The following is a 22458-nucleotide window of genomic DNA, read 5'->3' as shown; positions in this document are numbered from 1 at the left end:
CGATGCTAAGGGTCCTGCACAAGGCATCCTGAGCGGTCGTCACACCAGGCTCAGGTGCACGACGGCATGCCGTGTCACTCCATCTTCTTGAGGATCCGCGCCAGCGTCAGCGGCGTACGCGAGGTCAGTTCCTTCGAGTAGGTCTTCTCCAGCCACCGCATCGCCTCGGGCGTCTTCAGGTCGGACGGGTTGCTGGTCGTGCAGAGCGCACCGTCGACCATCCCGACCGCTCGCATCGCCATGCCCGCCGGCGGGTCCTGCCGGTCCTGCGACCGTTTGAAGAACGTCACCAACTGATAGTTCTCGCGGTCGTGCGGTTCGGTGAACGGGAGTCGTTCGACCAGGGCGGCGAGTTGCTCGCGCGACCGGACGATCGTGGTCGCAGTGAAACCGCGTAGCTCCGGCCATGCGGCTTCGAGCCGATCGCCGATCGCGTCAGCGTCCGTCTCGTCGCTGGTGAACACGACATTTCCGCTCGAGATGACCGACCGCACGTCGCCGTACCCGAGCTCTTCCAGGACGCCGCGAAGCGACTCGTTCGACTTCCGTGGGTCGCCGGGACCGATGCCGCGGATCAATGCCACAAACCAGGTCACACGCGCCAGCGTAATCGGACGCAGGAGCGCCGTTGCGATGCCTGCTCCCGGGGGTCGGGCTGATAAGGTCGGGCCTCGACCGACATCCTTTAAGGAGCCGTCCTGTGAGGCGGAGAAGGAGGTACGGCGTGCCGCTGCATGCCCCCGCACTGCTCGTTCTTGAGGACGGCAGGACGTTCCGTGGCCAGGCCTATGGCGCCGAAGGCGAGACCTTCGGCGAGGCCGTGTTCTCCACCGGTATGACCGGCTATCAGGAGACGCTCACCGACCCGAGTTACCACCGTCAGGTCGTGGTGATGACAGCCCCGCACGTCGGCAACACCGGCGTCAATGACGAAGACCCAGAGTCCGCACGGATCTGGGTCGCCGGGTACGTCGTCCGCGATCCCGCCCGAGTCCCGAGCAACTGGCGCTCACAGCGCAGTCTCGACGACGAGTTGAAGGCGCAGGGCATCGTCGGCATCCAGGGCATCGACACCCGTGCGCTCACCCGCCACCTCCGCGAGGCCGGAGCCATGCGCGTCGGCATCTCCACGATCGAGACCGACCCCGAGAAACTGCTGGCCAAGGTCCGGACCAGTGCCGAGATGACCGGCGCGAACCTGTCGGAGGCGGTGTCGACCGACGAGGCGTACGTTGTCCCGGCGATCGGTGAGAAGAGGTTCACCGTCGCTGCGTTGGACCTCGGCATCAAGGCCATGACTCCGCACCGGATGGCCGAGCGAGGCATCGAGGTGCACGTCCTCCCCGCCAACGTGTCGTACGACGACGTCAAGGCGATCAATCCCGACGGCCTGTTCTTCTCCAACGGCCCCGGTGACCCGGCGGCCACTGTCGGCCAGGTCGAGCTGCTCAAGGCGGCTCTCGGCGACGGGCTTCCGTACTTCGGCATCTGCTTCGGCAACCAGCTCTTCGGCCGGGCCCTCGGCTTCGGCACCTACAAGCTCAAGTACGGCCATCGTGGCATCAACCAGCCGGTCCAGGACCGGACGACCGGCAAGGTCGAGGTCACAGCACACAACCACGGCTTCGCCGTCGATGCGCCGCTCGACCGGGCGACAGAAACGCCGTACGGCACTGCGACGGTCAGCCACGTGAACCTCAATGACGACTGCGTCGAGGGGCTGGAGCTGAAGAAGGACGGGAGGCTCAAGGGCTTCTCGGTTCAGTACCACCCGGAGGCCGCGGCGGGACCGCACGATGCGGCCTACCTCTTCGACCGGTTCGTGAGCGTCCTGGAAGGCAAGATCTGATGCCGAAGCGCGAAGACATCAAGTCCGTCCTCGTGATCGGCTCCGGGCCGATCATCATCGGTCAGGCGTGCGAGTTCGACTACTCGGGCACCCAGGCCTGCCGCGTACTCAAGGCCGAAGGCCTGCGGGTCATCCTGATCAACTCCAACCCGGCGACGATCATGACCGACCCGGAGTTCGCCGACGCGACCTACATCGAGCCGATCACCCCGGAGTTCGTCGAGAAGGTGATCGCCAAGGAGCGTCCCGACGCGATCCTGCCGACCCTCGGCGGCCAGACCGCGCTCAATGCCGCGATCGCCATGCACGAGCGCGGCGTCCTGGAGAAGTACGGCGTCGAGATGATCGGTGCGAACTTCGAAGCCATCCACCGCGGGGAGAACCGCGAACTCTTCAACGCGATCGTCGCCAAGGTCGGCGGCGAGGTCGCCCGGTCGTACGTCTGTCACACGATGGACGACTGTCTCAACGCGGTGGCCGACCTCGGCGGTGTCTATCCGGTCGTCATCCGTCCGAGCTTCACCATGGGCGGCACCGGGTCGGGCATTGCGTACTCGGAGGAGGACCTGCACCGCCTCGCCGGCGCCGGCCTCGCCGCGTCCCCGACGACCGAGGTCCTCATCGAGGAATCGATCATCGGCTGGAAGGAGTACGAGCTGGAGGTGATGCGCGACAAGAACGACAACGTCGTCATCATCTGCTCCATCGAGAACTTCGACCCGATGGGTGTGCACACCGGGGACTCGATCACTGTCGCCCCGGCCCTGACACTCACGGACCGCGAGTACCAGCATCTGCGTGACCTGGCCATCGCCATCATCCGCGAGGTCGGCGTCGACACCGGCGGGTGCAACATCCAGTACGCGGTGAACCCGGCCGACGGCCGCGTGATCGTCATCGAGATGAACCCGCGTGTCTCCCGCTCCTCGGCTCTGGCTTCCAAGGCGACGGGCTACCCGATCGCCAAGATCGCCGCCAAGGTCGCGATCGGCTACACCCTCGACGAGATCCCGAACGACATCACCGCGACGGACGACGGGGGCGGTACCGCCGCCTCGTTCGAGCCGACCCTCGACTACGTCGTGGTCAAGGTGCCGCGGTTCGCGTTCGAGAAGTTCCCGACCGCGGACGACACCCTGACGACCCACATGAAGTCGGTCGGCGAGGCGATGTCGATCGGACGCAACTTCACCGAGGCGTTCAACAAGGCGCTGCGGTCGATGGAAAACAAGAAGGCGCCGTTCGCCTTCGGTGCCGCCGAGGGCGACCTCGACACGCTGTTGGTCGAGATCAAGCGCCCGCACGACGGTCGCGTCCAGAAGGTCATGCAGGCGATCCGCCTCGGTGCGACCCCGGACCAGATCTTCGACGCGACCAGGATCGACCCGTGGTTCGTCGACCAGCTGTTCCTCATCCAGGAGGTGGCTGAGGACGTTCGGGCAGCAGCCACTCTCGACGCCGCCACCCTGCGCCTGGCGAAGCGCCACGGTTTCGCGGACGCTCAGATCGCTCAGATCCGGGGCATCTCCGAGGTCGAGGTCCGACAAGCTCGTTGGGACCTCGGCGTACGCCCGGTCTACAAGACCGTCGACACCTGCGCAGCCGAGTTCGCTGCGAAGACGCCGTACTACTACTCGTCCTACGACGAGGAGACCGAGGTCCTGCCGCGTACGAAGCCGGCTGTCCTGATCCTCGGCTCCGGGCCGAACCGCATCGGTCAGGGCATCGAGTTCGACTACTCCTGTGTCCATGCCGCGCTCGAGCTGAGCAGGAACGGCTACGAGACCATCATGGTCAACTGCAACCCGGAGACGGTCTCGACCGACTACGACACCGCAGACCGCCTCTACTTCGAGCCGCTGACGCTCGAGGACGTGCTCGAGATCTACCATGCCGAGCTCGCCGCCGGGCCTGTCGCCGGTGTCATCGCAACCCTCGGCGGTCAGACGCCACTGGGTCTGGCTCAGGGCCTCAAGGACAACGGCGTACCGATCGTCGGCACGCAGCCCGAGGCGATCGATCTGGCCGAGGAGCGCGGTGCGTTCGGTCGCGTACTCGATGAGGCCGGCCTGATTGCGCCCAAGCACGGCACCGCGGTGTCGTACGAGGACGCCCAGGTCATCGCCCACGACATCGGCTACCCGGTCCTGGTGCGTCCGTCGTACGTGCTCGGTGGACGCGGGATGCAGATCGTCTTCTCCGACGAGCAGCTCAAGACCTATCTCGAGGCCGCGACGGACCTGATCAGCGAGGACCGTCCGGTGCTGATCGACCGGTTCATCGACGACGCGGTGGAGATCGACGTGGACGCGCTCTACGACGGCACCGACCTGTTCCTCGGCGGCGTGATGGAGCACATCGAGGAGGCCGGTGTTCACTCTGGTGACTCCTCCTGCACGCTGCCGCCGATCACGCTCGGCGCTTCCGAGATCGCCCGCATCCGCGAAGCGACGGAGGGGATCGCCAAGGGCGTCGGCGTACGCGGCCTCATCAACATCCAGTTCGCGCTCGGCTCCGACGTTCTCTACGTCCTCGAGGCCAATCCGCGCGCCTCGCGTACGGTCCCGTTCGTCTCCAAGGCCACCGGCACCTCGCTGGCCAAGGCGGCGAGCCGGGTGATGATGGGCGAGTCGATCGCCGATCTGCGCAAGGCGGGCGTCCTCCCGGAGACCGGCGACGGTGGCCTGCTGCCGGCGGACGCTCCGATCGCGGTCAAGGAGGCGGTCCTCCCGTTCAACCGGTTCCGTACGCCTGAGGGCAAGTTCGTCGACTCGATCCTGGGTCCGGAGATGAAGTCGACCGGTGAGGTGATGGGCTTCGACGCCGACTTCGGTACGGCTTTCAGCAAGTCGCAGGCGGCGGCGTACGGTGCTCTGCCGACCTCGGGCAAGGTCTTCATCTCGATCGCCAACCGCGACAAGCGGACGATGATCTTCCCGGCTCGGGTCCTGGCCGACTACGGCTTCGAGATCCTCGCCACGCAGGGCACGGTGGAGGTCCTGCGCCGCAACGGAATCCACGCCACCGTGGTGCGCAAGCACTTCGAGGGCGAGGGTCCGAACGGGGAGAAGACCACTGTCCAGATGATCCTCGACGGTGAGATCGACCTGATCGTGAACACCCCGAACGGCTCCGCCTCTGACGCCCGCGTCGACGGGTACGAGATCCGCGCGGCGGCGGTCCTGACCGGCACACCATGCATCACCACGGTCCAGGGTGCGGCCGCGGCGGTCCAGGGCATCGCGGCGATCCGGGCCGGCGAGATCGGCGTACGGTCGCTCCAGGAGTGGGCTGCCCGATGACTGCCTCCAGGGCCACCGCGTACCGGGTGATCTTCGATCAGTTCCTCGTGCGTACGGACTCCGAGAAGGCTCACCACCAGGCGTTCGCCGCGATTCGTGCGGCGAAGCCGTTGCTGACTCGGGTGCCGTTCCCCGGTGCCCCGGTCGAGGCGATGGGCCTGACCTTCCCGAACGCGCTCGGACTCGCCGCCGGCTTCGACAAGAACGGCGTCGGGATCGACGCGCTCGGCGGGCTCGGATTCGGCCACGTCGAGATCGGTACGGTCACCGCCCAGCCACAGCCGGGCAACCCGAAGCCGCGGCTGTTCCGTCTGCCGACGGACCGTGCGGTGGTCAACCGGATGGGCTTCAACAACGATGGTGCGCTGGCTGTGGCGGAGCGGCTCGCAGCCCGTGCTGCCGACCTGCCAGCCGGTCCGCGGCCGATCCTGGGCATCAACATCGGCAAGACGAAGGTCGTACCCGACGACGACCAGGCGGCAGTGGAGGCCGACTACGCCTTCTCGGCGGCCCATCTGGCGCCGTACGCGGACTATCTGGTGGTCAACGTGTCGTCGCCGAACACCCCCGGCCTGCGGTCGTTGCAGGCCGTCGAGCGGCTCGGTCCATTGCTCGAGGTGGTGCGCCGCACCTCGGTTGAGGCATCGGGGCGAATCGTCCCGCTGCTGGTCAAGATTGCCCCCGATCTGGCCGATGAGGACGTGATCGCGGTCGCCGACCTCGCGCTCGACCTCGGCCTGGAGGGCATCGTCGCGACGAACACGACCATTGCCCGCGATGGGCTGCGCGCGCATCCCTCGGACATCGAGACGATCGGAGCCGGAGGTCTGTCGGGAGCCCCGCTCAAGGCTCGCTCGCTCGAGGTCCTGAGGTTGCTTCGTGACCACGCAGGGGACCGACTGACGCTCATTGGCGTCGGCGGCATCTCCAACCTCGACGACGCGCGTGAGCGGCTCGATGCGGGCGCAGATCTGCTGCAGGCGTACACCGCCTTCATCTACGAAGGTCCGGCGTGGGCGCGCAGGATGAACGTGGGGCTGGTCTGATGGCCACGTTCGGAGCGCGTCTCGCCGCAGCCATCGCCGCCCGTGGCTCCGTCTGCGCGGGGATCGATCCGCACGCGTCGCTGCTGGCCGACTGGGGCCTCGACGACACCGTCGACGGCCTGCGTACCTTTGCGCTCACCGCGGTGGAGGGCCTGGCGCCGTACGTCCCGGTGATCAAGCCGCAGAGCGCCTTCTACGAGCGCTTCGGTTCGGCTGGTGTGAAGGTCCTCGAGGAGGTCATCGCGGCTTCTCGCGAGGCCGGCGCCCTCGTCTGCCTCGACGTGAAGCGCGGCGACATCGGTTCGACGTCGCAGGCGTACGCGGACGCCTATCTCGACCCGCGCAGCCCGCTGGCGAGCGACTCCATCACGGTGTCGCCGTACCTCGGATTCGGCTCGCTCAAGCCCTTTGTCGACACGGCGATCAAGTACGACGCCGGGCTGTTCGTGCTCGGTCTGACCTCGAACCCCGAAGGGCCCGAGGTGCAACACGCGACCACCGCGTCGGGGGAGCGGGTGGCGGACGTGATGTTCGGGCATCTGCGCGAACTCAATGCGGGTGCGACTCCGCTGGGCAGCTTCGGTGCCGTGATTGGGGCGACCATTCAGTCCGGAGGCACTGAGCACCTTCAAGCGTTCAACTTCAACGGTCCGATCCTCGCGCCTGGCTTCGGCGAGCAGGGCGCGAGCGCAGCTGACATCAAGCGGATCTTCGGCGACCTCACGGTGCTGGCGAGCACGTCCCGTGGCCTGCTCAAGGCCGGCCCGTCCGTGTCCGCGCTGCGCGATGCGGCGCTGGCGACTCGCGACAGCCTCGCCTGAGGCTCCGCTCCCGCTAACGCTTGGATTTCACGCACATGGCGCGTGAAATCCAAGCGCCATTCCCTCGCCTCGCGGTGGCTACTGCCCGGGCATCGGCCCGACACCGCCCCATCTGGGAAGTTCGGCACCGCTGGCATTGATGAAGCCCGTGCCCTGACACCAAGTGGGCCACCTCTTTGAGTTCCAGCCAGGTGTTCCGCCGACTGCTATTGAGTCGCAGCGGATGCCGGTAGTGGTGACGACGTACATCAACAGGTGCCTCGGCGGCCCGTCGTGGATGTTGAGGGGGTACTTGGTGCTGATGGATGCGAGGCGCACAACGATTCGCGCGTGTGCGTCGTGGCAACTCGGTCCGCCGGGCTGGTGGCACAGCTGATGTTCGAGTTGTGGCCAGGTGAGGTGTGGGGCGACCCCTGGCGAGGGCGGATCGACGTAAGTCTGACCCTCATCGGTGACGTAGGAGGCTGTCGCAGGCCCGAGGTAGCTCGGCGGGGCACCGACCGGAACGGTGAACCGTGACGCGGACGGCGAGCCTCCGCACGCAGCGGTCAGGCCCAGGAGGGCGGCGGTCGCGGCAACTGGTACGGATCTCATCATTGGGCGTCCTCGTCGTACTCGTCATGACCGGTGCGTGCGTCCACGTAGCTGCGCAGAGTGCACGGATGAGGCTGAGGCACAGGTGTCTGCGTCTGGCCGGCAGGACCGCCCAGCGATTCGCAGTCGGCCTTCGTCCACGTGACCACGTACATGAGTTTCGGAGCGGGCGTCTTCGTGTCATGGAGCGTGACCATCGCGAGTTCGACTGTGCCGGTGGAGCCGCTGACGCATGTGCCGCCCTGACTCGACTTCGTCGGCGACCCGTCCGCCGGGCAGAAGCTGCGCCACACCGATTCCCACGACACGCGCGGCTTGCCGGTGGGCGGCTCGACGGTCGCCAGTCCGTCATGTCGGACTGCATGTGCCGATGTGTACGTGGCCGTCGGCGTTCGATAGGGGACCGCCGTTGTCGAGGGCACTGGCAGCACGATCGCGGTGGTGAGTGGTCGTGAGGGGGTGGCCGTCCCACAGCCGCTGGTCAGAGCCAGAGCGGCCACTGCGGCACTGCGTACGTATCTCATGGCTGTCCCGTCCCGAATCGTGTGGCGAAGCGTACGACGCGGCCAACCATGGCCCCGGTTCCATCGCTCGTGCGCATCAGCGGGGCATGGCAACCGCTGATGCGCACAAGGCTGATGAGACACCGCACGCCCCGGTGGCAGGTCGAGCGCCTCACTGGTTAGGGTGCGCATGAACGTCCACAACGTGATTGGAGACCCGTGGCTCTGCCTACCCTCACCGTCGAACAACGCCAGGCTGCCCTGGACAAGGCGGCTGCGGCGCGGCGGGAGCGCGCAGAGGTCAAGAACCGGATCAAGCACTCCGGCCTCAACGTGATCGACGTGATCGAAGAGGGCCAGACCAACGACGTCATCGGGAAGATGAAGGTGCTCGATCTGCTCCAGTCGGTCCCCGGCTTCGGCAAGGTCCGTGCGGTGGCGTTGATGGAGCGGCTCGCGATCGCCGAGAGCCGGCGCGTACGCGGCCTCGGGGTCAACCAGATCGCGGCCCTGCGTCTCGAGTTCTCTCAGCCGTGAACCGGCTCGTCGTCCTCGCTGGCCCTGCTGCGGTGGGGAAGGGCACGGTCGCCGCTGCCGTACGCGAGCAGCACCCCGACGTCTGGATGTCGATCTCCGCGACGACCCGGATGCCCCGACCGGGCGAGCAGAACGGGGTGCACTACTACTTCGTCACCGACGAGGTGTTCGATCAGATGATCGAGGACGGTGAGCTGCTGGAGCACGCGGTGGTTCACGGGCAAGCCAAGTACGGCACCCCTCGCCGACCTGTCGAGGACGCCCTCGCCGCCGGGAAGCCGTGCCTGTTGGAGATCGATCTGGCCGGTGCCCGGCAGGTCAGGGAGGCGATGCCGGAGGCCCTTCTGGTCTTCCTGAAGCCGCCGAGTTGGGATGAACTCGTACGCCGGCTGATCGGACGGGGGACCGAGACTCAGGACCAGCAGGACCGCCGACTGGCCACCGCGAAGGTCGAATTGGCCGCTGAGAGCGAGTTCGACAGGGTCATCGTGAACCACGAAGTTCACGCTGCCGCCGACGAGTTGGTAAAGTTGATGAAGTCCGGCATTCCGGACAACCCACTGACGTAAGGCACTAAGCACGTGGCTGCCCCCGAGATCGACGCCCAGGGCGTAACAAACCCCTCGATCGATGACTTGCTGTCGAAGACCGACAGCAAGTACCGCCTGGTGCTCTACGGAGCCAAGCGCGCCCGTCAGATCAACGCGTACTACTCGCAGCTCGGCGAAGGCCTGCTCGAGTACGTCGGCCCGCTGGTGGACACGCACCACCAGGAGAAGCCGCTCTCGATCGCTCTGCGCGAGATCAACGCCGACCTGCTGACCTGTGAAGAGGTCGACCCGGCGGAGCTCGCCGCGGCCGAGGCTGCCCAGCAGGCTGCCGCAGTCGCCGACCCGTTCGCGATCTCGGAGTAAGACACACGGCGATGACGCGGGTCGTTCTCGGCGTCTCCGGTGGCATTGCGGCGTACAAGGCCGCGGAGCTTCTCCGTCGTTTCACCGAATCCGGCCACGACGTCACGGTCATCCCGACCGCGTCGGCGCTGGAGTTCGTCGGCGCGCCCACGTGGGAGGCGTTGTCCGGCAAGCCGGTGGCAACCGAGGTCTGGGAGAACATCACCGACGTCCCGCACGTACGCCTCGGCCAGCAGGCCGATCTCGTCGTGGTCGCTCCAGCGACTGCCAACACCCTCGCTCGTGCCGCGCAGGGTCTGGCGGACGACCTGCTCACCAACACGCTGCTGACCGCCCGCTGCCCGGTCGTGTTCGCGCCTGCGATGCACACCGAGATGTGGGAGCACCCTGCGACCCAGGAGAACGTCGCGACGCTGCGTCGGCGCGGCGCGCTGGTGATCGAACCCGCCGAAGGTCGCCTCACCGGCACCGACACGGGCAAGGGCCGGTTGCCCGAGCCGACCGAGATCTTCGAGTTCTGCCGCGACGTCATCGCCCGCGGCGGCGTACGCGATCTCGCCGGCCGACACGTCGTCGTATCCGCGGGCGGCACCCGCGAGTACCTCGACCCGGTGCGGTTCCTCGGCAACCGCTCCAGCGGCCTGCAGGGGTATGCGATCGCTCGCGCGGCCGCCTCCCGTGGCGCCGAGGTCACGCTGGTGGGAGCCAACGTGTCGCTGCCGGACCCCGCGGGCGTCAAGGTGCTGAGTGTGTCGACCACCTCTGAACTTCGCGACGCGATGATCAGTGCCAGCGCCGGCGCAGACGCGATCGTGATGGCTGCCGCACCGGCGGACTTCCGTCCGCTGCACCTCTTCGAGGCCAAGATCAAGAAGTCGTCCGACGGGTCCGCGCCGGTCATCGACCTCATGCAGAACCCCGACATCCTGCTGGAGCTCTCGAGCAACCGCACCAAGGACGGTCAGGTCATCGTCGGTTTCGCCGCCGAGACCGGGGACGCGCACTTCAGCGTCCTCGACTACGCGCGGAAGAAGCTCGACCGCAAGGGCGTCGATCTCCTGGTGGTCAACGATGTCTCCGACGGCAAGGTCTTCGGCAAGGCCGACAACGAGGCCGTGGTGCTCGGGCGTGACGGGTCGTCGGTTGACGTGCCCCGTGCCAGCAAGGGTGAAGTCGCTCACGTAGTGTGCGACGAGATCGCGCGCCTTCTGCCTCTGTCAGAATGAGTGCAGACATCCCCACATCTGTCGATATTTAGAGGAGCATCACTGTGACGGGTCGCCTGTTCACCTCGGAGTCCGTGACCGAGGGACACCCGGACAAGATCGCTGACCAGATCAGCGACACCGTGCTGGACTACTTGCTCGAGCACGACCCGAAGAGCCGTGTGGCAGTGGAGACGCTGCTCACCACCGGCCTCGTCGTCGTCGCGGGAGAGGTGACCACCACGGCGTACGCGCCGGTCGCCCAGCTCGTACGTCAGAAGATCCTCGAGATCGGGTACGACTCCTCCGACAAGGGCTTTGACGGCAACTCGTGTGGCGTCCAGGTCGCGATCGGCGCCCAGTCGCCGGACATCGCCCAGGGCGTCGACACCGCTGAGGAGTCGCGCGTCGACGGCTCTGAGGACGCGCTCGACAAGCAGGGTGCCGGCGACCAGGGCCTGATGTTCGGCTACGCCTGCGACGACACGCCGGAACTCTTCCCGCTGCCGATCAAGATCGCCCAGACGCTCGCGGAGAAGCTGACCGAGGTCCGCAAGGACGGCACGCTGCCGTACCTGCGCCCCGACGGCAAGACCCAGGTCACCATCGAGTACGACGACGAGCACCGCGCGCTCCGGGTCGACACGGTCGTGGTGTCCTCGCAGCACTCCGAGGACGTCACGCAGGAGCAGCTCGCCGCGGACATCAAGGCCAAGGTCATCGAGCCTGTCCTTCAGCAGTTCAAGTCCAGCGTGCCGTTCGACGGCTACAAGGTGCACATCAACCCGACCGGCAAGTTCGTCGTCGGTGGCCCGATGGGCGACGCCGGCCTCACCGGTCGCAAGATCATCGTCGACACCTACGGCGGCATGGCTCGTCACGGTGGTGGCGCCTTCTCGGGCAAGGACCCGTCGAAGGTCGACCGCTCGGCCGCGTACGCGATGCGCTGGGTCGCCAAGAACGTCGTCGCTGCAGGTCTGGCCCGTCGTTGCGAGGCCCAGGTCGCGTACGCCATCGGCGTCGCGCACCCGGTCGGCGTCTTCATCGAGACCTTCGGCACCGAGACGGTCCCGGTCGAGAACATCCAGAAGGCCGTCCTCGAGGTCTTCGACCTGCGTCCGGGCGCCATCGTCCGCGACCTCGACCTGCTCCGTCCGATCTACGCCAAGACCGCTGCGTACGGTCACTTCGGCCGCGAGCTCCCGGAGTTCACCTGGGAGCGGACGGACCGCGCGGAAGCCCTCAAGGCCGCCGCAGGCGTCTGATTCCTGATCCACGACGGAGCGCCTGCCGCGTTGCTCTTCGGTCGCGGGCCCTCGAGGCCCGCTTCCCTCCGGCGCCTGGCAGTCGCACACGTCGTGAACCAGGAATTGATCTGACTCATTCGGAGTGCCCGGAACCATCACGGTTCCGGGCACTCCGGCTTTTCGGGGGAGCCCGCTGATAGGAATGGCCCATGACCGACGCCGAGCTGCCGCTGCCCGGCGTACGGCGCAAGCGCAAGCCGACGGTCAAGGCAGCTCCCGTCCCGTCTGCGACGAAGCCGATTGCCTCGATCTGGGTCGACACCGGTGTCTTCCATCTCGACAGGCCGTTCGACTACCTGGTGACAGAGGAGTTGAGCGAGGCGGCGCAGCCCGGCGTACGCGTGAAGGTCCGGTTCGCGGCCCGGGAGGTCGACGGGCTCGTGATCGACCGGCTCGACGCCACCGATCACGACGGCGACCTGACCCCGATCCGTCGGGTGGTGTCATCGGAGCGCATCCTGACCGCCGGGGTGATCGCTCTGATCGACGCGGTGGCTGAGGAGTACGTCGGGACACGCTGGGACGTCGCCCGGTTGGCGATTCCGCCGCGCCACGCCAGCACCGAGGCAGAGCCGAGCCGACCATCAGTGGGACACGAGATCGACCGGCATGCGGCGGTCAAGCACTGGGGTGCGTACGTCGCCGGTGAGGCGTTCCTGGCACGGATCGAGGCTGGTGGCGGGCCGCAGGCGGTCTGGCACGCGGCTCCTGGAGCGGACTGGGCGGCTGAGCTCGCCGCGGCGGTGGCCGTCACCGTCGACTCGGGCCGTGGTGCGGTCGTCTGTCTGCCCGATGCCACCGATGTCGCGCGCCTGGGCGCGGCTCTGGACCGGTCCATCGGGGCGGACGCGTACGCGACCTTGCTGGCTGATGCCGGGCCGTCTGCCCGTTACAGCGAGTACCTTCGGATCGCTCGCGGTTCGGTGAAGGTCGCGATCGGCACCCGCGCGGCCGCGTTTGCGCCGGTCCATGATCTCGGGTTGGCCGCGATCTGGGACGACGGTGCGGACACCTATGAGGAGCCGCGTACGCCCTCGCCGCATGCGCGCGAAGTCCTCCGGATCCGGGCGCAACAGGCCGGGGCGGCGCTCCTGGTCGGTGGTTTTGCGACCTCCGTCGAGGCTGAGCACTGGGTCACCACCGGCACCGCGCATCCGCTCAGGGCTTCCAGAGAGACGATCCGCGCACGGCTCACCACCCGGATCAGCGGGGCGACCGAGAAGGACCTCGAGCGGGACCCGACCGCGAGGGTTACTCGCGTGCCGCGGGAGGCGTACGAGGCCATCCGTCGCGGCCTGGAGCGCGGGCCGGTCCTGATCCACACGCCCCGACGCGGCTACGCGCCAGCGCTGGCGTGCGGGACGTGTCGTACGCCAGCACGATGCCGGACATGTCACGGCCCGATCAGGCTGAGCGGCAGCGCCGAGGCACCGACGTGCGGCTGGTGCGGCGCGGTGGAGAATCCGTGGCGGTGCATCGTGTGCGCGGGGACGACGCTCCGAGCCAGCGTCATCGGCGAGGCCCGGACGGCGGAGGAGCTGGGTCGGACGTTCCCTCAGATCCCGGTGATCATCTCAAGTGGCACTCGACGGGTCACCGAGATCAAACACAGGCCGAGCATCGTCGTCGCAACCCCGGGTGCCGAACCACTGGTGGACGGCGGCTACGCCGCGGTCGTTGTCCTGGACACATGGCTCGCCCGTGCCGCGGGTGGTCTGCGCGCAGACGAGGAAGCGGTTCGTCGGTGGAGCAATGCGATCGGGCTGGCGGGCGCGGAGGCGGAAGCGATCATCGTGGGGGATCCGTCCGATCCAGCTCTGCAGGCGTTGGTGCGGTGGGACCAGCCGGGCTTCGCGCACCGTGAGGCTGCCGCGCGCGCGGAGGCGCATCTGCCTCCATCGGCAAGCGTTGTCACTGTGACGGGCGATGCAGGCGCGGTGGACGAGTTCCTCACCGTCGCGGCGTGGCCCGAGGCGGTCGAGGTGTACGGGCCGACCCAGGACGGCGACGAGTGGTGTGCCGTCGTACGCGCCCCGCGATCCCAACGCGACGCGCTGACGACGGCGCTTCGCGAGGTGATGCGGGTGCGGTCGGCTCGCAAGCTGGACGCCGTGAAGGTACGTGTCGACCCCGCCGACCTCTAAACTCGCGCCCATGTCCGTCCAGCAGATCCGCCTCTTCGGTGACCCGGTCCTGCGCCAGCGGGCCAAGGAGGTCACCGACTTCGACAAGGAAGTGCGGCGGCTCGTCCAGGATCTCGAGGACACCATGCTCAGTGCCTCGGGCGCGGGTCTCGCGGCGCCTCAGATCGGCGTCGGGCTCCGTGTCTTCACCTGGCATGTGGACGGGGAGATCGGGCACCTGATCAACCCGACCCTTGCCCTGGGCGAGGAGATCCAGGACGGCCCGGAGGGTTGCCTGTCGCTGCCAGAGCTGCGCTACGACTGCAAGCGCGCTCTCACCGTTGTCGCCCAGGGCTTCAATGCGTACGGCGAGCCGATCACGGTCAACGGGTCCGAACTGCTCGCCCGGGCGATCCAGCACGAGACCGACCATCTCGATGGTGTGCTGTTCATCGACCGCCTCGACGAGGAGTCCCGGAAGGCGGCCATGCGTGAGATCCGCACGTCGGAGTGGTTCGCTGCCGAGAAGCCGGTGGTGCGCCTGAGTCCGCATGTCACCGGAGGGTTCGGTCGATGAGAGTCGTTTTTGCAGGTACGCCTGAGGTCGCCCTGCCGACGCTGAACGCCATCGCGGGCTCCCGGCACGAGATCGTGGCCGTGGTGACGCGTCCGGATGCGCCGTCGGGTCGCGGTCGCCGGCTCACGCCGTCGCCGGTCGCCCTGCGCGCGGAGGAGTTGGGGATCGAGATCCTCAAGCCTGAGCATCCGCGCGACGAGGCGTTCCAGGCCCGGCTGCGCGAGCTGGACCCGGACTGCTGTCCAGTGGTGGCGTACGGCGCGCTGCTGCCGCAGTCCGCACTCGACATCCCGCGCCTGGGCTGGGTCAACCTGCACTTCTCGCTCCTTCCGGAGTACCGCGGCGCAGCCCCCGTGCAGCGCGCGGTCTGGAACGGCGAGGAGTTCAGTGGTGCGACCACTTTCCAGATCGTCAAGGAGCTCGACGCCGGCCCGACCTTCGGCGTGATGACGCAGCTCCTGGCTCCTGATGAGACCGCCGGGAGCCTCTTCGACAAGCTCGCGGACGGCGGCGCCGGCCTGATGGTCGCGACGCTGGATGCGCTCGAGGACGACCGGATCGAAGCCCGTCCGCAGCCTGTCGAGGGGATCACGTACGCCCCGAAGATCGCCGTGGAGGACGCCCGGATCGACTGGACCCGCGCCGCGGTGGCGCTGGATCACCAGATCCGCGCGTGCACGCCGGCGCCCGGCGCGTGGACGTTGCTGGACGGGGAGCGGTTCAAGGTCGGTCCGGCGACGGTGGTCGACGGCGAGCTGAAGCCGGGCGAGATCGAGGTACGCAAGAACGACGTGCTCGTCGGCACCGGCTCGCAGTGCCTCCGTCTGGGAATGGTGAAGGCCTTCGGCAAGAAGGACATGCCAGCCGGCGACTGGGCCCGCGGCGTACGTCTGGAGTCCGGTGCCTCGTTCGACGCCTAGACGGCAGCCGCCCCGGAACTCGCCGCAGAAGGCGGCCAAGCCGCAGCCGACCGCGCCGGTCAGACTCATCAAGGATCCGGCTCGCCGGGCTGCTCTCGACGTGCTCGTCGCGGTCCGTACCGACGATGCGTACGCGAATCTCGTGTTGCCGCACGTCCTGGCCAAGTACGAGCTGAGTGGACGCGACGCCGGGTTCGCGACCGAGCTGGCCAGCGGCACTCTGCGCCAACAAGGCACCTACGACGCGATCCTCGCGGCCTGTCTGGACCGGCCACTGGCACGGGTCCAGGCGAAGGTCCTGGACGTGCTTCGGCTCGGTGCCCACCAGATCCTGTCGATGCGCGTCCCGACCTTCGCGGCGATCGATGCCACCGTGGAGTTGGCCAAGCAGTCGACGAACGCGTCGGGCCTGGTCAATGCCGTGCTCCGCAAGGTCGCGGCACGCGAACTCGACGAGTGGCTCGCGGTCCTCGTGATCGACGATCCGCTTGACCGAGCCGCGATGGTTCACAGCCACCCGCGCTGGGTCGTGGAGGCGCTGCGACAGTCGCTCCAGGGCGTGGGCGCGTCGAGCGAACTCGATGCCCTGCTCACCGCCGACAACCTTGCGCCGCAGGTGACGTTGGTCGCCCGACCGGGTCGCTCCGAGGTCGACGAACTGCCCGGGGAACGGACGGCGTACTCGCCGTTCGGCGTGGTGCTGGAGTCGGGCTCGCCCTCGGCAGTGGATGCCGTACGCGAGAAGCGCGCCGGGGTGCAGGATGAGGGATCCCAGTTGGTGGCGCTGGCGCTCGCGGACGCTCCGCTCGTCGGCCGGGATGAGCTCTGGCTGGACATCTGCGCTGGCCCCGGCGGCAAGGCCGCGCTGCTCGAGGCGCTCGCGGACGTACGCGGTGCGGTGCTGGTGGCCAACGAACGCCAGCTGCATCGCGCGGGGCTCGTGGCAGCCCATGGCGTACGCCGCGTCGTCGCCGGTGACGGCGCGTCCGCTCCCTTTGCTGCGGGGACGTTCGACCGGCTCCTGGTGGACGCGCCGTGCAGCGGACTGGGTGCGCTCCGTCGGCGTCCCGAGGCGCGGTGGCGCAAGAAGCCGGCCGACATCGCCGAGTTGGTGCCCCTGCAGGAGCGTCTGCTGACGGCTGCGCTGAGGCTGGTACGCCCGGGCGGCGTGGTGCTCTACGCGACCTGCAGCCCAGTGGCCGATGAGACCCGGGGCGTGGTCGAATCCGTCCTCACCTCGACGGCGGCCGAGCTGGTGCCGATCGATCTCGGCGTGCCCGACAGTGCGGGACCGATCCCCGGCACCGTCCAACTCTGGCCCCACCGACACGGCACCGACGCGATGTTCATGGCGTTGCTGCAACGCCCGCTCACGGACCGACCGCTGGACTAATCTCGAGCCATGCCCGAGGCCGCGATCGACTACCTGCCCCTGTTGGCGGAGCTGCAGCACCGCTTCCACTCCTCGATCCCGGCTGATCTCGACGTCGCGATCCCGACGTGTGGAGACTGGACGGCCACGGAGCTGGTGCAGCACCTGGCGGACGTTCACCGCTGGGCGGCCGGTATGGCGCGCGGGGTGAATGAGTGGGAGGAAGGCCCCACGGAGGGCTTCGCCAACTACTACGAGGCCTGCGCTCGCCTGCTGCGAGAGACTCTGGCCGAGGTCGGTCCCGACGCGCCCGCGAAGACGCTCGTCGGCCCCGGTCCGGCATCGTTCTGGCACCGCCGCCAGGTCCACGAGACGCTCATCCATCTCCACGACCTGCGTACACCGCTGGCCCTCGGTCTCGACGGCGTGCCCGCGGAGGTCTGGGCCGACGGTGTCGAGGAGGTCGTCTCGATGTTCTATCCGCGGCAGGTCACGCTCGGCCGCACCGAGCCGGTCCCATACCCGGTCGAGTTTGTTGCCAGCGACATCGGGACCCGGTGGCAGCTCGGCGACGGGGCGCCGGTTGCGACCGTGACGGCTCCGGCCCGCGAGCTCGATCTATTCCTCTGGGGCAGGATCGGCCTCGCCCACGTCACCACCGCCGGCGACGAGTCCAAGCTCGCCGAAGCCCTGACCAGGAAGCTCACGCCGTGAGCAACTACCTCACCTTCGTCGTCTTCGCGATCCTGCTCGCGCTGGCACCGGGACCGGACACATTCATCACGCTGCGCGTGACGGTCGCAGGAGGCAAACCCCGAGGGCTCTGGACGGTCACCGGCATCATCGTGGCCAACGTGGTGCTCGGCACGCTCGCCGCCAGCGGGCTCGGCGCGGTCATCGCCAGTTCCAAACCGGTGTTCGATGCGCTGCGCTGGATCGGCGTCGTCTATCTCGGTTGGCTCGGGCTCCAGGCGGTGATCTCCGCGTTCCGCAGCGACACCTCTGCCTGGCAGCAGGCCGGCGGCGGTCACGTACGCCCGATGGCGGCGATGCGGCAGGGCTTCCTCTCGACCTTCACCAATCCGAAGGCACTCGCGTTCTACGTGGCGATCCTCCCGCCGTTCGTCAGCCCGCACGCCACCTTCGTCGAGTTGATGGCGTACGCGCTGACGCTGGCGTTCTTCGGGACCATCTACCTGACCGCGATCGTCTTCGCCGCGCACGGAGCCATGCGGCTCATCCGCCGCGACCGCGTACGCCGGGGCATCGAAGGCGGTGTCGGCCTGGTCATGATCGGGTTCGCTGCGGCGCTCGCGGTCCAGGACTGACGATGGTGTGTCCGCGGTGTGGTGCGCCGGTGACCGGCGAGACGTGTACGCGGTGCCAGCTCGAGCTGGCCGACCCGCGGGCCGTACGGCTGGGTGAGATCAACCGGGAGTATGCGGACCTGATGCGCGAGCGTGAGGCGGTGTTGGCCGACCTCGAAGGCCGGGCCGCTGCCCCGAGTCGGCCGGTGTCCCTGCCGTCGGCGTCACCAGCAGTCCCGACGAAGTCGGGACCCGCCGGCCAGCAGGTGCTCCTGACGATCGGTGCGCTCCTTCTGCTCGGCGCAGCGTCGGTGTTCGTGCTCGCGGTCTGGATCCTGGTCGGGCGGTACGGGCAGGTCGCGTTGCTGCTGACAGCGGTCGTGTCCGGTGTGACCGCGTCCTTCGTGCTGTCCCGTCGTCGGCTGTCGGCGAGTGCGGAGACGGCTGCCGCCCTGGCCGTCGGCTTCGCTGCCATAGCGGCGGGTGCCGCCCACGGCTGGAATCTCCTCGGCCTGCACGCCATCCCGTTCGGCTGGTACCTCGGCGGCGGATCGGCCGTGTTCGGGGCAATCGGCGCGGCCGCACATCTTGCCTCCCGACGAGGTCCGGCTCCCGTGAACGCGTATCTCTGGACGGCCATGGGTGGCTTCGCGCTGAGCGCGCTGATCGCCGTACTTCGGGTGCTCGCGGTGGCATCAGCTGAGCCCGGGCGCTATGTGGCAGCGGTGGCTCTGGTGGCGTACGCCCTGGCCGCGTCGGCGGTGCTGCCCCGCTGGCCGGGCCGGCGCATCGAGGTGGACGCCGTGGCCCCGTGGATCACGGCCGTGCTGTTGGGGGTCGCATCCTTCGTGGCGCTGGCCGATCTGCCGTACGGGGCGCTGGCGGGCTTGTCGCTGGCGGTCGGAGCGCTCGTCGCGGGGGCCGTACTCCGCCTGCCGACGCTCGAGCGCCGGTACCACGCCGCAGCAGCGGTCGTGGTGGCGTACCTCCCCGTCCTCTACCTCATGCTCGTGACCATCGGGCAGCGCGGCGTGACCGGCTCTGGATCCCTGCGCGCGACCGTCCTGGACAACGGCCCCTTCACCCCCCTCCCACTCTGGGCTCCGACGCTCGCAGCCATGGCGTTCGTCTTGCCGGCCGCAGCCGCGGTGCTCCGCCACCGCACCCGGCCCGGTTATGGAGCAGCGTCGTTCGCGGCCCTGGAGGTGTCCGGTTCCTTCGCTCTCGCGAATGCCTTGATGCACTCGTCCTCGCGCACGTGGGCGTTCGTCGCCGTCGGCAATGTCATCCTGCAGGTCGGCGTCATCGTCGTCGCCCGTCGGCTGCACTCCGGTGCACCGGCGCACTGGTCCAGCGTCGAACTCGCGGGCGCGGCCAGCGCTGCCCTCAGCGCCTTCGTGGGTCTGGGGGCGGCTGTCGATGTCAGTCACCAGTGGGTGGTCGATGTCCTCGTCGCCCTCACCGTGCTGGCCGCCGTCGTGGCAGCGCTACCCGGGCGGCGCGGTTTCAGTTACCTCGTGGCAGTGCTCGGCACGGCGGCTTGGTGGGTGTTCCTCGACGGAGACGGCAGCGTGGAGGCGTACGTCCTGCCCAGCGCGATGGCGTTGCTGCTGGCGGGAGCGGCGATGTGGAGCGTCCAGCGATCGACGCCGACCCTGACCACGCTGGGTCCCGGCCTGTTGATGGGGCTGATGCCGGTGACGTTGGTCGGGATCATCGAGGGCGACGCCGTACGCCTGACGGTCGCCACCGTGGTCGGGGCCGGACTCGCCGTTCTAGGCGTGGTCTGGCGCCTGCTCGCGCCCGTCCTGCTCGGCGGTATCGCGGTGCTGATCATCGTCGTCACCCAGGGCGGCCCGTACGTCGCCGTCGTCCCGTACTGGATCACTGGTGGCCTCCTCGGCGCCGCGCTGATCGCCGGGGGCATTGCGTGGGAGCAGACGGCGGCGTTCGGCCGACGGTCGGTCGACTGGCTCGCGACCCTGCGCTGACCTCGTTCCCAGGTCTGCGATCCGCAGCGCCACGACGAGGGCGATCATGCCCAGGCACCAGCCTGCGATGACGTCGCTGAACCAGTGTGCGAGCAGCACGACCCGGCTCCAGGCCATCACCCCGCCCCATCCGCCGCCGGCGACGAGCGCGATCAACTGGCGATGCCGCTTCGCCCCCATGAGGAGGCCGACGACGAGCCCGGCGCTCACGACGGCGACGCCGGTGTGGCCCGAAGGGTATGACCCGTCCAGATGTTGCTGGATCGAGGGGTGTGGGAAGAAGGCCTTGAGGACCGCGGTCGCGAGCCCGACGACTCCCAGACCGAAGGCGGCGGCGAGGGCGGGCCCGATCCGGCGTGTCCGCACGGTGACGACCAACCCCAGCCCTCCGACCACCAGACAGGCGATCCAGGGTTTCCCGATCAGGTAGAGCGCTTGCGCCGTCCAGAGCGAGAAGCCGTCGTACCGATACTGATGCTGGGCGAGGTTGTCGGCGTAGTGAACCGCGATCAGACCATCGAGGCGCTTCAGCGGGCCGCCGGCGAGGATCCCACCGGCAGTGATCACAATGCCCGCGGCGCAGACCGCCGTGAGCCGGGTGCTGGCGCGCATGTCGCAACCCTAGTGTCGCTCCGCAACACGGGAACGCGCGGTAGAAATGACTGTGGCCAGCGCATGCGAGATCGAGGTCGACAATCGGGTCATCCGGGTGACCAACCCTGATCGGGTGTACTTCCCGGAGTCCGGCGCGACCAAGCTCGACGTGATCGAGTACTACCTCGCCGTCGGCCCGGGGATCGTCAATGCCCTGTATGAGAGGCCGTGCATGCTGCACCGCTTCCCGAAGGGTCTCGCGGGCGAGAAGGTCCATCAGAAGCGCGTACCCGCCGGGGCGCCCGACTGGATCGAGACGGTTGAGCTCTTCTTCCCCCGCTGGGGCCGTACGGCCGACGAACTGTGTGTGACCGAGTTGGGCGCAGTCATCTGGGCGGCACAGATGTCGACTGTCGAGTTCCACCCCTGGAACAGCCGTCGCGCCGACACCGAAGTGCCGGACGAGTGGCGTATCGACCTGGATCCGGGGGAGACCTGTGACTTCGCGACCGTCAAGCGCGTCGCGGGCGTCGTCGAGGAGGTCCTGGCGGACCTCGGCGCGGTCGGATTCCCGAAGACCTCCGGCAGCAAGGGCCTGCACATCTACGTACGGATCGATCCCGAGCACGGTTTCCCAGACGTACGCCGGGCGGCCCATGCGTTCGCGAAGGAGGTCGAGCGCCGCCGCCCCCAGGACGCGACCACCGCCTGGTGGAAGAAGGACCGCGACCCCTCGGCCGTCTTCATCGACTACAACCAGAACACCCGCGACCACACGATCGCCGCGGCCTACTCGATCCGCGGTCTGCCCGATGCGCGCGTGTCGACCCCGATCACCTGGGCCGAGGTGCCCGAAATCGACCCGCGCGACTTCACGATCTTCACCGTGCCGCAACGGTTCGCCGAGATCGGTGACCTGCACGCCGACATCGACGGGCACCCGTACGACATCCGGCCGCTGCTGGAGTGGGCCGACCGCGACGGGTTGTGATCAGGGCGTTGCGACGAATACGGCGATGGTCGCGAGTCCGACAATGAACACCGCGATGACCATCAGGACCAGCAAGCCGCAGCCGACCTCGATGAGTCGGTCATCCCAGGTTGGCGGACCGGGCCGCCAGTGTGGTTGCGGCTGCCGCAGCTCCGGCCGATCCTGACCAACAGATTCGCGAAGCACGCGCACCCTGTCGGTCTCATGGACACGCACCATCCGAGGCAGTGATCGCCAGCGTTCCAGCGGATCCGGTGTGTTGACCTCCCACGCCGAGATCGCCCTCCGCGCGGTCGCATCGTCGGCCCCCAGAGCGAAGAACATCGCGCCAGCGGCCGGGTAGTCCTTCATGTGCAGATGGATCTCGGCCAACAAGGTCATGGTCTCGACGTCGCAGACGTTGCACAGGCGTCCAGCGACTCGATCACGCGCCTTCCAGGCGCGGTCGTTCGCGAGATCGTCGCGGGCACGGTCGAGAGCGGTCATGGGCAGACATGCTCTCAGG

Annotated in this window: 20 protein-coding genes and 1 pseudogene; 17 read left to right on the top strand and 4 right to left on the bottom strand. The window is 68.2% G+C overall.

Annotated features, from left to right (window positions below; all coding sequences use genetic code 11):
* Positions 1-74: 74 nt before the first annotated feature.
* On the bottom strand, positions 75-596 hold the full coding sequence (locus tag KCTC_RS02900) for a DUF1697 domain-containing protein (RefSeq protein ID WP_164512446.1): 522 nt from the start codon (positions 594-596) through the stop codon (positions 75-77).
* 128 nt (positions 597-724) lie between these two features.
* Here KCTC_RS02900 and carA point away from each other — a divergent pair, with 128 nt between their 5' ends.
* The 4 genes from carA to pyrF are packed head-to-tail and all read left to right on the top strand — an operon-like array spanning position 725 to position 7018.
* A complete protein-coding gene (gene carA, locus KCTC_RS02895) occupies positions 725-1849 on the top strand; it encodes a glutamine-hydrolyzing carbamoyl-phosphate synthase small subunit (protein ID WP_125566591.1) in 1125 nt (374 codons plus the stop codon).
* Complete coding sequence (gene carB / locus KCTC_RS02890; protein WP_125566589.1) at positions 1849-5151, top strand: carbamoyl-phosphate synthase large subunit; 3303 nt, start codon at positions 1849-1851, stop codon at positions 5149-5151. Before carA ends, carB begins: the two co-directional genes overlap by 1 nt.
* Positions 5148-6197, top strand: a complete 1050-nt coding sequence (locus tag KCTC_RS02885) for a quinone-dependent dihydroorotate dehydrogenase (protein ID WP_125566587.1) — start codon at positions 5148-5150, stop codon at positions 6195-6197. The genes carB and KCTC_RS02885 overlap by 4 nt, the downstream gene beginning before the upstream one ends.
* Positions 6197-7018, top strand: a complete 822-nt coding sequence (gene pyrF / locus KCTC_RS02880) for an orotidine-5'-phosphate decarboxylase (protein ID WP_125566585.1) — start codon at positions 6197-6199, stop codon at positions 7016-7018. The genes KCTC_RS02885 and pyrF overlap by 1 nt, the downstream gene beginning before the upstream one ends.
* 593 nt (positions 7019-7611) lie before the next feature.
* Here pyrF and KCTC_RS02875 read toward each other — a convergent pair.
* The gene (locus tag KCTC_RS02875) at positions 7612-8136 is read right to left on the bottom strand and encodes a hypothetical protein (protein WP_125566583.1); all 525 of its coding nucleotides are present in this window, start codon (positions 8134-8136) and stop codon (positions 7612-7614) included.
* 198 nt (positions 8137-8334) lie between these two features.
* Between KCTC_RS02875 and mihF the strand changes: the two genes are divergently transcribed.
* The 12 genes from mihF to KCTC_RS15230 all read left to right on the top strand — a co-directional run bounded on the left by mihF (position 8335) and on the right by KCTC_RS15230 (position 20368).
* Complete coding sequence (gene mihF, locus KCTC_RS02870; protein ID WP_125566581.1) at positions 8335-8652, top strand: integration host factor, actinobacterial type; 318 nt, start codon at positions 8335-8337, stop codon at positions 8650-8652.
* Positions 8649-9221: a guanylate kinase gene (gmk, locus tag KCTC_RS02865; RefSeq protein WP_125566579.1), complete on the top strand. Its 573-nt coding sequence runs from the start codon at positions 8649-8651 to the stop codon at positions 9219-9221. The genes mihF and gmk overlap by 4 nt, the downstream gene beginning before the upstream one ends.
* A gap of 12 nt (positions 9222-9233) precedes the next feature.
* Entirely contained in the window at positions 9234-9566 is a 333-nt protein-coding gene (rpoZ, locus tag KCTC_RS02860; RefSeq protein WP_125566577.1) for a DNA-directed RNA polymerase subunit omega, read from the top strand.
* 11 nt (positions 9567-9577) lie between these two features.
* Complete coding sequence (gene coaBC, locus KCTC_RS02855) at positions 9578-10792, top strand: bifunctional phosphopantothenoylcysteine decarboxylase/phosphopantothenate--cysteine ligase CoaBC (protein WP_125566575.1); 1215 nt, start codon at positions 9578-9580, stop codon at positions 10790-10792.
* Positions 10793-10836: 44 nt separating this feature from the next.
* The gene (gene metK / locus KCTC_RS02850; RefSeq protein ID WP_125566573.1) at positions 10837-12036 is read left to right on the top strand and encodes a methionine adenosyltransferase; all 1200 of its coding nucleotides are present in this window, start codon (positions 10837-10839) and stop codon (positions 12034-12036) included.
* A gap of 191 nt (positions 12037-12227) precedes the next feature.
* A complete protein-coding gene (locus tag KCTC_RS02845) occupies positions 12228-14222 on the top strand; it encodes a primosomal protein N' family DNA-binding protein (RefSeq protein WP_125566571.1) in 1995 nt (664 codons plus the stop codon).
* A gap of 10 nt (positions 14223-14232) precedes the next feature.
* Complete coding sequence (def, locus tag KCTC_RS02840) at positions 14233-14778, top strand: peptide deformylase (RefSeq protein ID WP_125566569.1); 546 nt, start codon at positions 14233-14235, stop codon at positions 14776-14778.
* The gene (fmt, locus tag KCTC_RS02835; protein WP_125566566.1) at positions 14775-15698 is read left to right on the top strand and encodes a methionyl-tRNA formyltransferase; all 924 of its coding nucleotides are present in this window, start codon (positions 14775-14777) and stop codon (positions 15696-15698) included. The genes def and fmt overlap by 4 nt, the downstream gene beginning before the upstream one ends.
* Positions 15699-15765: 67 nt before the next feature.
* Positions 15766-17091 (top strand): RsmB/NOP family class I SAM-dependent RNA methyltransferase, encoded by a 1326-nt coding sequence (locus tag KCTC_RS02830; RefSeq protein WP_456299592.1) that lies wholly within the window; start codon positions 15766-15768, stop codon positions 17089-17091.
* A gap of 9 nt (positions 17092-17100) precedes the next feature.
* Complete coding sequence (locus tag KCTC_RS02825; RefSeq protein ID WP_125566562.1) at positions 17101-17784, top strand: maleylpyruvate isomerase family mycothiol-dependent enzyme; 684 nt, start codon at positions 17101-17103, stop codon at positions 17782-17784.
* Positions 17781-18398, top strand: a complete 618-nt coding sequence (locus tag KCTC_RS02820) for a LysE family translocator (protein WP_125566560.1) — start codon at positions 17781-17783, stop codon at positions 18396-18398. The genes KCTC_RS02825 and KCTC_RS02820 overlap by 4 nt, the downstream gene beginning before the upstream one ends.
* A 29-nt stretch (positions 18399-18427) precedes the next feature.
* Entirely contained in the window at positions 18428-20368 is a 1941-nt protein-coding gene (locus tag KCTC_RS15230; protein ID WP_408636103.1) for an SCO7613 C-terminal domain-containing membrane protein, read from the top strand.
* Between the two features lie 27 nt (positions 20369-20395).
* Here the strand turns inward: KCTC_RS15230 and KCTC_RS02815 are convergent.
* Positions 20396-20980 (bottom strand): annotated as a pseudogene (locus KCTC_RS02815) (phosphatase PAP2 family protein); the annotation flags it as partial.
* Between the two features lie 46 nt (positions 20981-21026).
* Between KCTC_RS02815 and ligD the strand changes: the two are divergent.
* Positions 21027-21953, top strand: a complete 927-nt coding sequence (gene ligD, locus KCTC_RS02810; protein WP_125566556.1) for a non-homologous end-joining DNA ligase — start codon at positions 21027-21029, stop codon at positions 21951-21953.
* On the opposite strand, the gene KCTC_RS02805 is transcribed toward ligD, so the two are convergent.
* Positions 21954-22439, bottom strand: a complete 486-nt coding sequence (locus tag KCTC_RS02805) for a DUF6584 family protein (RefSeq protein ID WP_125566554.1) — start codon at positions 22437-22439, stop codon at positions 21954-21956.
* Positions 22440-22458: the final 19 nt, after the last annotated feature.

This window comes from Nocardioides baekrokdamisoli, from assembly GCF_003945325.1.
Lineage (GTDB): Bacteria > Actinomycetota > Actinomycetes > Propionibacteriales > Nocardioidaceae > Nocardioides > Nocardioides baekrokdamisoli.
This window is presented reverse-complemented; position numbering and strand designations above follow the sequence as displayed.